Below are 14,077 nucleotides of genomic sequence, written 5' to 3' on the forward strand. Positions count from 1 at the left end.
CCTTACCTCGCCGGATAGTCACAGGAACGTCACAGGTGGTTCATTGAAGATCCACAGGAAAACAAACGGTAGGGTCGGCTCCGCCGATGTGTGGGTGCAGCCGAATTGTTGTGTGCGTCACCCTTGACCTTTAGGTTAGCTTTACCTTACTTATGGGGCGTTCACGTTCTCTGCCGCACCCGCAGGAAGGCTTCCCATGCGACGCCCCTTGGTCCGACGCTTGACCGCGCTCTTCGCGGCGGCACTCCTCCTCCCCGCCGTCGCCGGCTGCGGCGTCGACGAGGACGACGCGGGGCTCGTGATCTACTCGGGACGCAACGAGAAGCTGGTCAAGCCGCTCCTCGACGAGCTGGAGAAGGCCGTCGGCACGACGGTCGCGGTCCGCTACGGCGAGAGCGCCGAACTCGCCGCCCAGATCCAGGAGGAGGGCGGCAAGACCAAGGCCGGCCTGTTCTTCTCGCAGGACGCCGGGGCGCTCGGAGCCCTGTCCGGCAAGGGGCTCCTGGAGAAGCTGCCCAAGGAGTCGCTCGACAAGGTGGACCCCGCCTTCCGCGGTAGCGCGGAGGACTGGGTGGGCACCTCCGGACGCGTCCGCGTCCTCGCCTACAACCCGGGCCAGGTCGCCAAGGTCCCGGACAGCGTCCACGACCTGGTCAAGCCGGAGTGGAAGGGGAAGATCGGTTACGTGCCGACCAACGCCTCCTTCCAGGCCTTCGTCACCGGCATGCGCGTCCTGGAGGGCGACGACGCCACCCGCACCTGGCTCAAGGGGCTCAAGGCCAACGAGCCCAAGGTGTACGACAACAACCTCAAGGTCCTCGACGCCGTCGGCAAGGGCGAGGTCTCGCTCGGCCTGATCAACCACTACTACTGGTACGAACGGGTCGCCGAGAAGGGCGAGGACAAGGTCAAGGCGAAGATCCACTTCCTGCCCGGCGGAGACCCCGGCGCCCTCGTCAACGTCGCCGGTGTCGGCATGATCAAGGGCAGCGACCAGGCCCAGGCCGCGCAGAAGGCCGTCGACTTCCTGCTGTCGGAGAAGGCACAGAAGTACTTCGCCGAGGACACCAAGGAGTACCCGCTCGCCGCGGGCGTGACCAGCACGGTCAAGGGCCTGCCGCCGCTGTCCTCCCTCGACGCGCCCAAGATCGACCTCGGCAGGCTGAGTTCGCTTCAGGAGACCCTGAAGATGCTCCAGGAAGCCGGGATGGTCTGACCCGCATGCATCCCACGGATCCCGTCGCGCAGACGGATCCGGCCGCCCGCCCGACCGGTGTCGCCCCGCCGGTCGGGCGGTCGCGCGCCGGGCGTCCGCCGGCCGTCCTCCTCGTCCCGGCGGCCGTCGCCGCCGTCTTCGCGGTGCTGCCGCTCGGCTACCTCGCGATCCGCTCCCTGGAACGCGGCCCCGCCTTCGCCTGGGAGGTCATCGCCAACGAACGCACCGCCCAGCTGCTCGGCCGCAGCCTCGGACTGGCCGCCGTGGTCGTGTCGGCCTGCCTGGTCCTGGGCGTCTCGCTGGCCTGGCTGACCGTACGCACCGACCTGCCCGGCGCCCGCGCGTGGTCGGTGCTGGTGACCCTGCCGCTGGCCGTGCCCAGTTACGTCGCCGCGTTCACCTGGCTGTCCGCCTTCCCGGAGCTCGCCGGCTTCACGGGGGCGGCGCTCGCACTGACCCTGGTGAGCTTCCCGTACGTGTACCTACCCGTCACCGCCGCCCTGCGCGGCACCGATCCGGCGCAGGAGGAGGTCTCCCGCTCGCTCGGTCACGGGCCGCTGCGCACCTTCCTGCGCGTCACCCTGCCGCAGCTGCGCCCCGCGGCCGCCGGCGGAGCCGTGCTCGTCGCGCTGTACGTGTTCTCCGACTTCGGCGCCGTGTCGCTGATGCGCTACGACACCTTCACCCGCGGCATCTACACCTCGTACCGGGCGAGTTTCGACCGCACCCCGGCCGCCGCGCTCAGCGTCGTCCTCGTCGTGATGACCGTCGTGCTGGTCGCCGCCGAGACGCGGACCCGTGGCAAGGCCGGCCACGCCCGGACGGGTACCGGCACCGCACGCCCCGCCGTACCCGCGCAGCTGGGCCGGTGGCGGACGCCCGCGCTCGCCTGGTGCGCCGCCGTGACCGCCGTCGCCGTGCTCATGCCGCTGACCACCCTCGGCTACTGGCTCGCCGTCGGAAACTCCGCCACCTGGGATCCCGGCACCCTGCTCGACACCGCCGCCACGACCCTCGGCGTCGCCGCCGCGGGAGCCGCGCTCACCACGCTCCTCGCGCTGCCGGTGGGAGTGATCGCCGCCCGCCACCGGGGCCGCACCGCCGACCTGCTGGAGCAGTCCGCCTACGCGGGGCACGCCCTCCCGGGCATCACCGTGGCGCTGTCCCTCGTCTTCTTCGCCGTGCGCTACGCCGAACCGCTCTACCAGGAACTGCCGCTGCTCGTCTGCGCGTACGCGGTGCTCTTCCTGCCCGTCGCCGTGGCCGGCACCCGGGCCGCCGTCCTCCAATCGCCGCCGGTGCTGGAGGACGTGGCCCGCTCGCTCGGGCGCAGTCCCCTGAAGGTGCTGCGCGAGGTGACCGTGCCGCTGGCCGCCCCCGGGGTGGCCGCGGGAGCCGCCCTCACCTTCGTCGTATGCATGAAGGAGCTCCCCGCGACCCTCCTGCTGCGCCCCACCGGCATGGACACCCTGGCCACCCGCCTCTGGACCGAGACCGGCACCGGATCCTTCGCCGCCGCCGCACCCTACGCCGCCGCCCTGATCCTGCTGGCCGCCGTCCCGTCCTACCTCCTCGGAAGGCACCGCGCATGACCGACCTGCAGATCACCGGCCTGGCCAAGGCGTACGGCCCCGGCGCACCGGTCCTCGACGGCCTCGACCTCACCGTGCCGGGCGGCGCCCTCGCAGCGGTGCTCGGACCGTCCGGCTGCGGCAAGACCACCCTGCTGCGCGTCATCGCCGGCTTCCTGCGCTCCGACGCGGGCACCGTCACCATCGGCGGACGCGTGCTCAGCGGCCCCGGCGTGCATCTCCCGCCCGAGCAGCGCCGCATCGGCATCGTCCCCCAGGAAGGCGCGCTCTTTCCGCACCTGAGCGTGGCCCGCAACATCGCCTTCGGGCTCACCGGTCAGGACCGCTCCGCCCGTCGGCGGCGCACGGAAGAGATGCTCGAACTCGTCGGTCTCGCCGGCTACGGAGACCGCATGCCGCACGAGCTCTCCGGAGGCCAGCAGCAACGCATCGCCCTCGCCAGGGCGCTGGCACCGCAGCCGGCCCTGGTCCTGCTCGACGAGCCGTTCAACGCCCTCGACAGCGCCCTGCGCACAGGGGTACGGGCCGACGTGCGCGCAGCCCTGCGGGCCACCGGCGCCACCGCCCTGCTGGTCACCCACGACCAGCAGGAAGCCCTCTCCACCGCCGACCTCGTCGCCGTCGTACGCAGCGGCAAGGTCACCCAGTGCGACACGCCCCACGAGGTGTACCGCCGCCCCGCCGACCCCTGGGTCGCCGCCTTCGTCGGAGACGCGGTACTCGTCACCGGCACCGCGGATCAGGGCGTGGCGGCCACCGCGCTCGGCCGCATCCCGCTCACGGACCCGCCCGGCCGGATCCGCGAGGGCGTGGTGCTGCTCCGGCCCGAGCAGCTCCGGCTGACCGACCCGGACGCGGCCTCGGCCAGGGGCACGGTGACCGACGTGCGCTTCTACGGCCACGACGCCATGGTCACGGTCGCCGTCGACGGCGTCGACGATCCGATCGACGTCCGCGTCCCGGGCCCGGCCGCCGCCCGCCCCGGAGAGCGCACGGGCATCGAGGTGACCGGGAAGGCCACGCTGCACTCAACGGCCATGTGATTCCCGGCGACGGTCCCGGCTGGGTAGCGCCTCATTACCGTTGATTCCCGGCCACGCGCAAGGCGTTCGCCGGGAATTCCGCGAGCGCGCACTAAACTGGCGGGCTGTTTGGCGCTGGATCGGAACAACCCGGGCACACCTGGGCTCCCCCGGCGACCCGGACGTTTCCGGGAACGAGACGCGAGGGCCGATGGCAGCCACACCTCAGAGCGGTGAACTCACTCTGCTCGGCGACGGGGAGAACCACGAGGAGCCCGGCAAATCGGCCCGGTTCTCGGCCGGGCCCGCGGCCCCCGCCCGCACCCTCGTCGACATCTTCGAGGCCTCCGTACGGGCCCACCCCGACGAACTCGCCCTGGACGACGGCACCGCCCGCCTGACCTACCGCGCGCTGGCCGTCGAGGTCGAGCGCCGCCGCAGCGCCCTCGCGGCCGCCGGGGTGGGCGTCGGCGACCGCGTCGGCGTGCGCGTGCCGTCCGGAACCAACGAGCTCTACGTGGCCATCCTCGCCGTACTCGCCGCGGGCGCCGCCTACGTGCCCGTCGATGCCGAGGACCCGGACGAGCGGGCCGAACTGGTCTTCGGAGAAGCCGGGGTGCGGGCCGTGCTGGGCGGCGGACAGCGCATGGACGTCACCGGTCCCGCCGGCGCCGGAGCGACCGCCGCGCGGCCCGGACCCGAGCACGACGCGTGGATCATCTTCACCTCCGGCTCCACCGGCAAGCCCAAGGGCGTCGCCGTCACCCATCGCAATGCCGCCGCCTTCGTGGACGCGGAGGCCGCGCTGTTCCTCGTCGAGGAACCGATCGGCCCCGGCGACCGGATCATGGCCGGACTGTCCGTCGCCTTCGACGCCTCCTGCGAGGAGATGTGGCTGGCCTGGCGCTACGGCGCCTGCCTCGTCCCCGTCCCCCGCTCCCAGGTGCGCAGCGGCGCCGACCTCGGCCCCTGGCTGGTGGAGCAGGAGATCACCGTCGTCTCCACCGTGCCCACCCTGGCCGCCCTCTGGGACCCCGAGGACCTGGGCGAGGTCCGGCTGCTGATCTTCGGCGGCGAGGCCTGCCCGCCCGAGCTCACCCAGCGACTGGTCACCGAGGGCCGCGAGGTCTGGAACACGTACGGCCCGACCGAGGCCACCGTCGTGGCCTGCGCCTCGCTGCTGACCGGCGAGGAACCCATCCGCATCGGGCTCCCGCTGAACGGCTGGGAACTGGCCGTGGTCGACGAGTCCGGCGAGCCGGTGCCCATGGGCGGCAGCGGCCAGCTCGTGATCGGCGGCGTCGGCCTGGCCCGCTACCTCGACCCCGAGAAGGACGCCGAGAAGTACGCCCCGCTGGAATCCGTCGGCTGGGAGCGCGCCTACCGCAGCGGCGACCTCGTCCGCGCGGAACCGGAAGGGCTGGTCTTCCTCGGCCGCGGCGACGAGCAGATCAAGCTCGGTGGCCGCCGGATCGAACTCGGCGAGGTGGACGCGGCGCTCCAGGCCCTGCCCGGCGTCGCCGGCGCGGCCGCGGCCGTACGCACCGCCCGCAGCGGCAACCAACTGCTCGTCGGCTACCTGGTCACCCAGGAGGGCTGGGACCACGCGGCGGCCGTGGAGCGGCTGCGCGCCGAGCTGCCCGCGGCCCTCGTACCCCTCCTCGCCCCCGTCGACGAGCTGCCGACCCGCACCTCCGGCAAGGTCGACCGCGACGCGCTGCCCTGGCCCCTGCCCGAACTGGAGACCACCGGCCCCGCCGAGCAGCTGTACGGCACCGAGGCCTGGCTCGCCGAGCAGTGGAGCGAGACCCTCGGCGTGGCCGTCACCAGCGCCGCCGACGACTTCTTCGCCATCGGCGGCAGCAGCCTCGCCGCCGCCCAACTCACCACCCGGCTGCGCACCCGCTACCCGAGCGCGGCCGTCCTCGACATCTACCAGCAGCCCGTCCTGCGCAAGCTGGCCCGGCGGCTGGAGAAGTCCGCGCAGGACGACGGCGCGGCCCGCACCGTCGCCCCCGTCCCGCTCCGGGCCCAGGTGGTGCAGTCGCTCCTGCTGCTCCCGCTGTCCACCCTGGTCGGGCTGCGCTGGACGGTGGCGCTGCTGGCGCTGGGCAACGTACTGCACCGGGTCGGGCCCTACCCGTGGGCGCCGACCGCCTCCTGGTGGCTCGTCGCCGCCGGCGCGGCGCTCCTCTACAGCCCGCCGGGCCGCCTCGCCATCGCGGCCGGCGGCGCACGGCTGCTGCTGCGCGGAGTGAAGGCGGGCCGCCACCCGCGCGGCGGCAGCGTGCACCTGAGGCTGTGGACGGCCGAGCGGCTGGCCGAGTACGTCGGCGCGACCTCGCTCACCGGCTCCTGGCTGGAGCGCTACGCGCGGGCGCTGGGCGCCAAGGTCGGACCCGAGGTGGACCTGCACTCACTGCCCCCGGTCACCGGCATGCTCAAGCTCGGCCGCGGCTGCGCCGTGGAGTCCGAGGTGGACCTCTCCGGGCACTGGCTGGACGGGGACCGCCTCGTCATCGGCCCGGTCAAGGTCGGCGCGGGCACCGTCGTCGGCACCCGCAGCATGCTCTTCCCCGGCGCGCGGGTGGGCAAGCGGGCCGAGGTGGCGCCCGGCTCCGCCGTGGTCGGACTGATCCCGACCGGGCAGCGCTGGGCCGGAGCCCCCGCAGTCAAACTGGGCAGGGCCAAGCACAACTGGCCCAAGGAACGCCCGCCGCGCGGCCTCACCTGGCGGGCCATATACGGAGCGACCGGTTTCTGCCTCACGGCCCTGCCCCTGCTCGCCACCCTGCCCGCCCTGCTCGTGGTCAGCCGGTTCGTACCCGCCGACGCCGGCCTCGCGGAGGCTCTGAGCGGAGCGCTGCTCGCGGTGGTGCCCGGCGCGCTCGCCTTCGGGTTCGCGTACGCGCTGCTCCTGCTGGTCTCCGTACGCCTGCTCAGCCTCGGGCTGCGCACCGGAAGCCATCCCACGCACAGCAGGATCGGCTGGCAGGCCTGGACCGTCACCCAGCTGATGGACCTGTCCCGGGAAACGCTCTTCCCGCTGTACGCCGGGCTGATCACCCCGGTGTGGCTGCGCCTCCTCGGCATGAAGATCGGCCGCGGCGCGGAGGTGTCCACCGTGCTCGCCCTGCCGAGCCTGACCACCGTGGGCGAGGGCGCGTTCCTCGCCGACGACACCCTGACCGCGCCCTACGAACTGGGCGGCGGCTGGATGCGGATCGGCCACTCCGAGATCGGCCGCCGGGCCTTCCTCGGCAACTCCGGAATGACCGCCCCCGGCCGCAGCGTGCCGGACGACGGGCTGGTCGGCGTACTGTCCGCCACCCCCAAGAAGGCCAAGAAGGGCAGCTCGTACCTGGGCCTGCCGCCGGTCAGGCTGCCGCGGTCCGCGGCCGACTCCGACCAGAGCCGTACGTACGATCCGCCCGCGCGCCTGCTGTGGGCGCGCAGCCTGGTCGAGCTGTGCCGGCTCGTGCCCGTCTTCTGCTCGTCCGCGCTGGCCGTGCTCACCGTGGCGGCGCTCTGCGCCCTGATCACCCTGACCGACCTGGGGATCTGGGGAACCGCACTGCTGTCCGGCGCCACCCTGCTCGCGGCCGGCCTCGCCGCCTGCCTGGTGTCGGTGGCCGCGAAATGGCTGCTGGTGGGCCGGCACCGGACGGGGGAGCACCCGCTGTGGAGCGGCTTCGTCTGGCGCAACGAGCTGGCCGACACCTTCGTCGAGGTACTGGCCGTGCCGTGGCTCGTCGGCTCGGTCCCCGGGACCCCGCTGCTGGCCCTGTGGCTGCGCGGGCTCGGGGCACGGATCGGCCGGGGCGTGTGGTGCGAGAGCTACTGGCTGCCCGAGACGGACCTGGTCGTGCTGGGCGACGCGGTCAGCGTGAACCGCGGCTGTGTGTTGCAGACGCACCTCTTCCACGACCGGATCTTGAGGACGGATACTGTGGTCCTCCGCGAGGGCGCCACCCTGGGCCCGGGCGGCATCGTCCTGCCCGGGAGCACGGTCGGGGCCCGCAGCACGCTGGGGCCCGCATCCCTCGTGATGGCCGGGGAATCGGTCCCCGCCGACACCCGCTGGCTGGGCAATCCGATCGAGGCGTGGCGCTCCTGAACGGGCGGCCCGCACCAGCACGTCGTACGAGCACAGCGCAGGGAGCGGAACCGACAGTGGGCGGCCAGCAGACAGCGGTAGCGGACCCGTACTTCCCGGCCAACGGCGACGCCCGTTACCGCGTGCACCGGTACGAACTCGCTCTGGAATACCGTCCCGGCCCCAACCGGCTGGCCGGGACGGCCCGGCTCAGCGCGATCGCCGGGCGGGCGCCGCTCACCGAGTTCCACCTGAACCTGGCGGAGTTCAAAATAGGCCGGGTCCTGGTGAACGGCCGGGCGCCGCACTACGCCCACCGGGGCGGCAAGCTCCGCATCCGCCCGTCCAAGCCGCTGCCCGCCGGCGCCGCCTTCACCGTGGAGGTGCACTGGGCGGGCAACCCCAAGCCGGTGCGCAGCCCCTGGGGCGGCCTCGGCTGGGAGGAACTCACCGACGGCGCGCTGGTGGCCAGCCAGCCGATCGGCGCGCCCTCCTGGTACCCGTGCAACGACCGCCCCGCCGACAAGGCCTCGTACCACATCTCGGTCAACACCCCGTCCGCCTACACGGTGGTGGCGGGAGGCAGGCTGCTCACCCGTACGACCAAGGCCAGCACGACCACCTGGGTGTACGAGCAGTCCGCGCCGACCCCCAGCTACCTGGTCGGCCTGGCCATCGGCATGTACCAGACGGTGCTGCTCGGCGACCCCGGGCTCGGCGGCGTGCCACAGAGCGCCCACGTGCCGGCGCACCTGCTGGCGGAGTTCTCCCGCGACTTCGCCCGGCAGCCCGCCATGATGCGGCTCTTCGAGGAGCTCTTCGGGCCCTATCCCTTCGGCGAGTACACGGTGGTCGTCGCCGACGAGGAACTGGACGTCCCGGTGGAGGCCCAGGGGCTCTCCCTGTTCGGCACCAACCACGTCGACGGCGCACGCGGTTCCGAGCGCCTCGTCGCCCACGAGCTCGCGCACCAGTGGTTCGGCAACAGCGTGACCATCGCCGACTGGCGGCACATCTGGCTGAACGAGGGCTTCGCGAAGTACGCCGAATGGCTCTGGTCGGAACGCTCCGGCAGCCGCACCGCGCACCAGCTGGCGGCCACCGCGCACCGGCTGCTGGCCTCGCAGCCGCAGGACCTGCGGCTGGCCGATCCGGGCCGCAAGCTCATGTTCGACGACAGGCTGTACGAGCGCGGGGGTCTCGCCGTGCACTCGATCCGCCTCGCCCTCGGGGACGACGCCTTCTTCCGCATGCTGCGCGACTGGGCGGCCGTGCACCGCCACGGGGTGGTCACCACGGCCGCCTTCACCACCCACGTGGCGCGCTACGCGACCGAGCCGGTGGACGACCTGCTCAGGGCCTGGCTGTACGAGCCGGCTCTCCCTCCGCTGGGAGTCAGCCGACCCGGAGTGTGACGCCGCGACCGCCGTTCTCCTCGATCCGGCCGGACCCGCGACTTCCCGCGCCCGCCGGCGGAGCGGTCAGCCGGAGAAGGCCGCCCCGAACGCCCCGGCGTTCCGCGACACGCCACTGCAGTTCGTGGCCGCGTCGGACAGCGTGAACGTCTCGTCGGCGATGTCGTTGTCGCCGATCATCGAGGTGACGGCCAGACCGTGCCAGGCGCCGTCGGTGGAGAGACCGAAGACGTCCCGCAGCCATGAGTCTGCCGTCCGAGCCCCACCTGCCGAAGTGCCCGGACGCGGGCGAGCACAGGCACCGCCAGAGCCGCCGCGGGCGGGCGCACGCCTGGCCTGGACCACCTCCTGCCTCAGCCCGAGACGGCCTCGGACCAGCCGCGGTTGACGGTCTCCCTCGCCTTCTCCCTCTGCGCCTCCGTCGGAAACGTCGGCGTGCCCTCGACCGTCGGCAGCTTCTGCGCGGCGGCCTCGTCGAGGGTGCCGTCCTTCTCCATCGCGTCCATGAGGACGGGGCGTGCGTAGGCGCCGAGCCGGAGGTTCTGGCCCTCCGGGCTGAAGACGTACTCCTGCCACAGACGTGCCGCCGCGGGGTGCGGGGCGTCTTTGTTCACCGCGTTCGCGTAGTACTGGGCGAAGCTGCCGTCGAAGGGGATGGCGGTCCGCCAGTCGACGTCCCCGCCCTTCTTGCGGAAGTCGTCGGCGTATCCGAGGTTGAGGAAGTCCCAGTCGATGCTGATCGGCGTCTGGCCTTTCGCGATCGTGGCCGGGGTGGATTCGACCGGGATGAAGTTTCCGTTCTTGTCGAGCTCGGCGAAGAAGTCGATGCCGGGCTGGATGTCGTCGAAGGAACCCCCGTTCGCCAGGGCCGCGGCGTACACCCCGGCGAAGGCGGAGCCGGACTTGACGGGGTCGCCGTTGAGCGCGACCTTGCCCTTGTACTCGGGCTTGCGCAGGTCGGCGAAGGTCGCGGGGCAGGTCTTGACGCGCTTGGCGTCACAGCCGATCGAGATGTAACCGCCGTAGTTGTTGTACCAGCGGGCCCGCTCGTCCTTCTGGTCCTCGGGGATCTGGTCGTACGCGGCGACCTCGTACGGAGCGAGTAGGCCCTGCCGCGCCGCGGACTGCGCGAACGAGCCCCCCACGTCGATCACGTCGGGGGCGCGGCCTTCGCCCCTGTGCTCCTTCAAGGCGTTGATCTCGTCCTGGCTGGTTCCTTCCGGGTTCTCCACCACGACCTTGATCCCGTACTTCTTCTCGAAGCCGTCGATCAGTGCGCCGTAGTTGGCCCAGTCGCTCGGGAGCGCGATCGTGTTGAGCGAGCCTTCCTTCTTCGCCGCCGTGGTCAGTGCCGCCATGCCGCCGGCGTCCGCGGCGGAGGTGGCCACCGCGGGTGCTCTGGGCACGGCGGTGGGCTTGTCTCCGCAGGCGCCGAGGGGCGCCGCCGAGAGGGCCAGGCAGGCGGCGACGGAAGCTGTCCGGAGACGGGGTACGGGCACGAAGGCTCCATGACGGACGGTCGCGTACTGATCGAGGCCAGCGTACGTTCGGCGGCCTCGGCAGCGCAGTCCCACACGGTGGTGTCCACCGTCTTCCCCGCGGCCGCCGGACCGGTGCGTTCTCAGAACCCCTCGTCGTCCCACCCGGCCAGGAGCGCCTCCCCGAGATCCATCGCCGGCGGTGCGGCCCCGTCGTGGAGGGCCTGCTCGCTCCAGATGATCTTGCCGCGGGCGGTGTAGCGGGTACCCCAGCGCTCGGCGAACTGCGCGACGAGGAACAAGCCGCGGCCGCCCTCGTCGGTGTCCTCGGCACGGCGCAGGTGCGGGGAGGTGCTGGAGCCGTCGGAGACCTCGCAGACCAGGCAGCGGTCGTACAGCAGCCTCACCCGGATGGGCTCGCTGCCGTAGCGGATGGCGTTGGTGATCAGCTCGCTGAGGATGAGTTCCGTGGTGAAGGCGATGTCCTCCAGGCCCCAGTCCACCAGCCGGCGGGCGCAGGCGTTGCGCACCGGGGACACCGCCGCCGGGTCGGGAGACACGTCCCACTCGGCGATCCGCGCGGGGTCCAGCCGGCGGGTGCGGGCCACCAACAGCGCGACGTCGTCGCTGGGCCTGGTGGGCAGCATCGCGTCGATCACCGCGGTGCAGGTTTCCTCCGGGGTGCGGGCGGGCCCGGCAAGGGCGGCGCGCAGGGCCGCCAGACCCGCGTCCGTGTCGCGGTCGCGGCTCTCGATCAGGCCGTCGGTGAAGAGCGCCAGCCGGGAGCCTTCGGGCAGGACGGCCGACATGGTCTCCATGGGCATGCCCGCCCCCAGGCCCAGCGGCGGGGAGACCGGCACCTCGGGGAAGGACACGGTTCCGTCGGGGCGGACCAGAGCGGGGCCCGGATGCCCGGCGGTGGCGGCGGTCACCTGCCCGGAGACGGGATCGTAGATGGCGCACAGGCAGGTGGCTCCCGTGATCCCCTGCCACTCCTGCTCGTCGGTGTCGATGTGGGCGACCAGCTCGTCCAGGTGGCTCAGGAGTTCGTCCGGCGGCAGGTCGAGGGTGGAGAAGTTGTACACGGCGGTGCGCAGGCGGCCCATGGTGGCGGCGGCGTGGAGACCGTGGCCGACGACGTCGCCGACCACCAGGGCCACTCGGGCGCCGGGCAGCGGGAGGACATCGAACCAGTCGCCGCCCACCCCGGCCTGGGCGGCCAGGTAGCGGTGCGCGACCTCGACGGCGGACTGCTCCGGCACGCCCCGGGGCAGCAGGCTGCGCTGCAGGGTGACGGCCATGTTGTGCTCGTGGGTGTAGCGACGGGCATTGTCGACGGACACTGCCGCGCGGGCGGTCAGCTCCTCGGCGAAGGACACGTGCTCCTCGTCGAACGGCGGGGAGTCCTGGCCCCGCCAGTAGCCGGCCATTCCCAGCACCACGCCCCGGGCCCGCAGGGGCACGACGATCAGGGAGTGGATACCGCGGTCCAGGATCTGCAGGGCGTTCGTCTGGTCCTGCGCCCGCCAGCGGTGGGTGGCGCGCAGGTCCGCCTCCATGACCGCGTGGCCGCCGGCCAGGGCGGCGGCCATGGGTCCGGTGGGCGCGAAGCGGATCAGCTCGCCGACGGGGGAGAGCGGGTGGTCGCCCCGAAGGCCGACGACCGCGGTGCGGCGCATCTCGGTGATCGCTTCGGGCGGCTCCTCGCCGCGCAGCACCGGGTCCAGCAGGTCGACCGTGACCACGTCGGCGAACCGCGGGACCGCCACCTCCGCCAGTTCCTCCGCGGTGCGCTCCACGTTCAGCGTCGTTCCGACCCGCACCCCCGCGTCGTAGAGCAGGTTCAGCCGCTCGCGGGCCACCTCGGCCCTGCCGGACAGTGCCCGCAGCTCGGTGGTGTCCCGCAGCGTGACGACGGTCCCGGCCTGCCCGTAGGGGGCGGTCGGCCGTATGTTCACCGCCAGCAGCCGATCGGCTGCCATGTGCAGCTCATCGGTCGCGGAACGTCCCGAAACGATCGGATCGGCGATCCCCTCCTCCAGGCCCAGCTCCGTGACCGGGAGCCCTTCGGCGTCCACCGGAAGATCCAGCAGCCGCCGCGCCTCGTCATTGGCCAGCAGCAGCCGTCCGCCGCCGCCGACGATCAGCACGCCCTCTCGCACCGCGTGCAGCACCGCGTCGTGGTGCTCGTACATGCTCGTCATCTCGGCCGGTCCCAGGCCATGGGTCCGGCGCAGCAGCCGACGGCTCACCAGAGCCGTCCCGCCCGCGGACAGGGCGAGCACCGCGGCTGCGCTGCCGAGGACGACCGGCAGCTGCCGGTTCACCATGCCCTGGACGTTCTGGACCGTGACGGGGGAGGAGACGACGGCGATCACGCGGCCGTCGGAATCCTTGACGGGAACCACCGAGACCACGGACTGGCCCAGGGACCCTTTGAACGTCTCGGTGAAGGACTTGCCGGCCGCTGCCTTGGAGAAGGGGCCGACGACGTGCTTCCCGATCTGTCGCGGGTCGCTGTGGGTGAGGGTGACCCCATCGAGCGTGTACACGTTGATGCCGTCGACCCCGGCGATCTTCCGGGCCGCCTCGGCGCTCGGCTGCAGCACCGCGCTCGGACGGGGGCTGTGCAGGGCCGCGACGATGCCCGGAGATTCCGCGAACGTTCCGGCGGCGGCGAGCGTACGGTGCCGGGCCTCCAGCATGGCGGCGCTCCGGGCCTGCACCACGAGCGCCGCCACCGCGGCGGCGACGAGAAGCACCACGACGGCCAGCTGCAGCAGGAACACCTCGCCGGCCACGCTGCGCACGCTCAGCAGAGCGGACAGACGCTGCGGCCGCCGCGCCCTTCCCTCAAGGGGCTGGGCGTGTTCCTGACGCTCCTCGTGGTGGGCTGAGCGGGGACGCCGAGAGCGGGAGGAAGAGCCCGTGGTCGAGCCGGGCAGCCAACGCCGGACACGTCCAAGGAGGTCGCTCATACTCCATTTTCTAACCTCTGCGGGCCGTCGGCAGCGGGGAGGGACGGTCGCCGGGCCAAGCGTGATCCGGGCGCCCCTCCACGGAGCGAGCTTGTGAGGCGAGGGGGCGGGGGCGCGGGCGAGATCGGGGTGGCGATCCGATGCCGGACCGCCGACCTCGTTCTCGCCGATGATCACCGTGCGCGGGGGTGGGTGGGCAGAGCGGTCAGCAGTCGTGAAGCCCTGTCAGCAGATGCGCGCGAACACGCAGGCGGCGGTCAACGCGCGCCGCGTCCATGGC

Annotated in this window: 7 protein-coding genes; 5 read left to right on the forward strand and 2 right to left on the reverse strand. The window is 72.7% G+C overall.

Annotation, left to right across the window (positions count from 1 at the left end; translation table 11 throughout):
- The first annotated feature begins 196 nt into the window (after positions 1 to 196).
- From ACFV9H_RS00715 to ACFV9H_RS00735, 5 genes are all read left to right on the forward strand, one after another.
- Entirely contained in the window at positions 197 to 1,216 is a 1,020-nt protein-coding gene (locus tag ACFV9H_RS00715) for an iron ABC transporter substrate-binding protein (RefSeq protein ID WP_385391454.1), read from the forward strand.
- A gap of 5 nt (positions 1,217 to 1,221) precedes the next feature.
- Positions 1,222 to 2,808, forward strand: a complete 1,587-nt coding sequence (locus ACFV9H_RS00720) for an ABC transporter permease (RefSeq protein ID WP_385391456.1) — start codon at positions 1,222 to 1,224, stop codon at positions 2,806 to 2,808.
- On the forward strand, positions 2,805 to 3,851 hold the full coding sequence (locus ACFV9H_RS00725; RefSeq protein ID WP_385391458.1) for an ABC transporter ATP-binding protein: 1,047 nt from the start codon (positions 2,805 to 2,807) through the stop codon (positions 3,849 to 3,851). The genes ACFV9H_RS00720 and ACFV9H_RS00725 overlap by 4 nt, the downstream gene beginning before the upstream one ends.
- Before the next feature lie 190 nt (positions 3,852 to 4,041).
- A complete protein-coding gene (locus tag ACFV9H_RS00730; RefSeq protein WP_385391459.1) occupies positions 4,042 to 7,947 on the forward strand; it encodes a Pls/PosA family non-ribosomal peptide synthetase in 3,906 nt (1,301 codons plus the stop codon).
- 56 nt (positions 7,948 to 8,003) lie between these two features.
- Positions 8,004 to 9,341: a M1 family metallopeptidase gene (locus tag ACFV9H_RS00735; protein WP_385391461.1), complete on the forward strand. Its 1,338-nt coding sequence runs from the start codon at positions 8,004 to 8,006 to the stop codon at positions 9,339 to 9,341.
- Positions 9,342 to 9,694: 353 nt separating this feature from the next.
- Here the strand turns inward: ACFV9H_RS00735 and ACFV9H_RS00740 are convergent, their stop codons facing one another.
- Both ACFV9H_RS00740 and ACFV9H_RS00745 read right to left on the reverse strand, forming a co-directional pair.
- The gene (locus ACFV9H_RS00740) at positions 9,695 to 10,840 is read right to left on the reverse strand and encodes an ABC transporter substrate-binding protein (RefSeq protein ID WP_385391463.1); all 1,146 of its coding nucleotides are present in this window, start codon (positions 10,838 to 10,840) and stop codon (positions 9,695 to 9,697) included.
- 122 nt (positions 10,841 to 10,962) lie between these two features.
- Positions 10,963 to 13,629, reverse strand: coding sequence for a SpoIIE family protein phosphatase (locus ACFV9H_RS00745; RefSeq protein WP_385391465.1), 2,667 nt, complete (start codon positions 13,627 to 13,629; stop codon positions 10,963 to 10,965).
- Positions 13,630 to 14,077 lie beyond the last annotated feature (448 nt).

It is taken from the genome of Streptomyces sp. NPDC059874 (genome assembly GCF_042731135.1).
Taxonomy (GTDB): domain Bacteria; phylum Actinomycetota; class Actinomycetes; order Streptomycetales; family Streptomycetaceae; genus Streptomyces.

Excerpts from the sequence above, each read along its gene's own strand:
- ACFV9H_RS00715 (WP_385391454.1), top strand. The coding sequence starts at position 197 with ATGCGACGCCCCTTGGTCCGACGCTTGACCGCGCTCTTCGCGGCGGCA.
- ACFV9H_RS00720 (WP_385391456.1), top strand. The coding sequence starts at position 1,222 with ATGCATCCCACGGATCCCGTCGCGCAGACGGATCCGGCCGCCCGCCCG.
- ACFV9H_RS00725 (WP_385391458.1), top strand. The coding sequence starts at position 2,805 with ATGACCGACCTGCAGATCACCGGCCTGGCCAAGGCGTACGGCCCCGGC.
- ACFV9H_RS00730 (WP_385391459.1), top strand. The coding sequence starts at position 4,042 with ATGGCAGCCACACCTCAGAGCGGTGAACTCACTCTGCTCGGCGACGGG.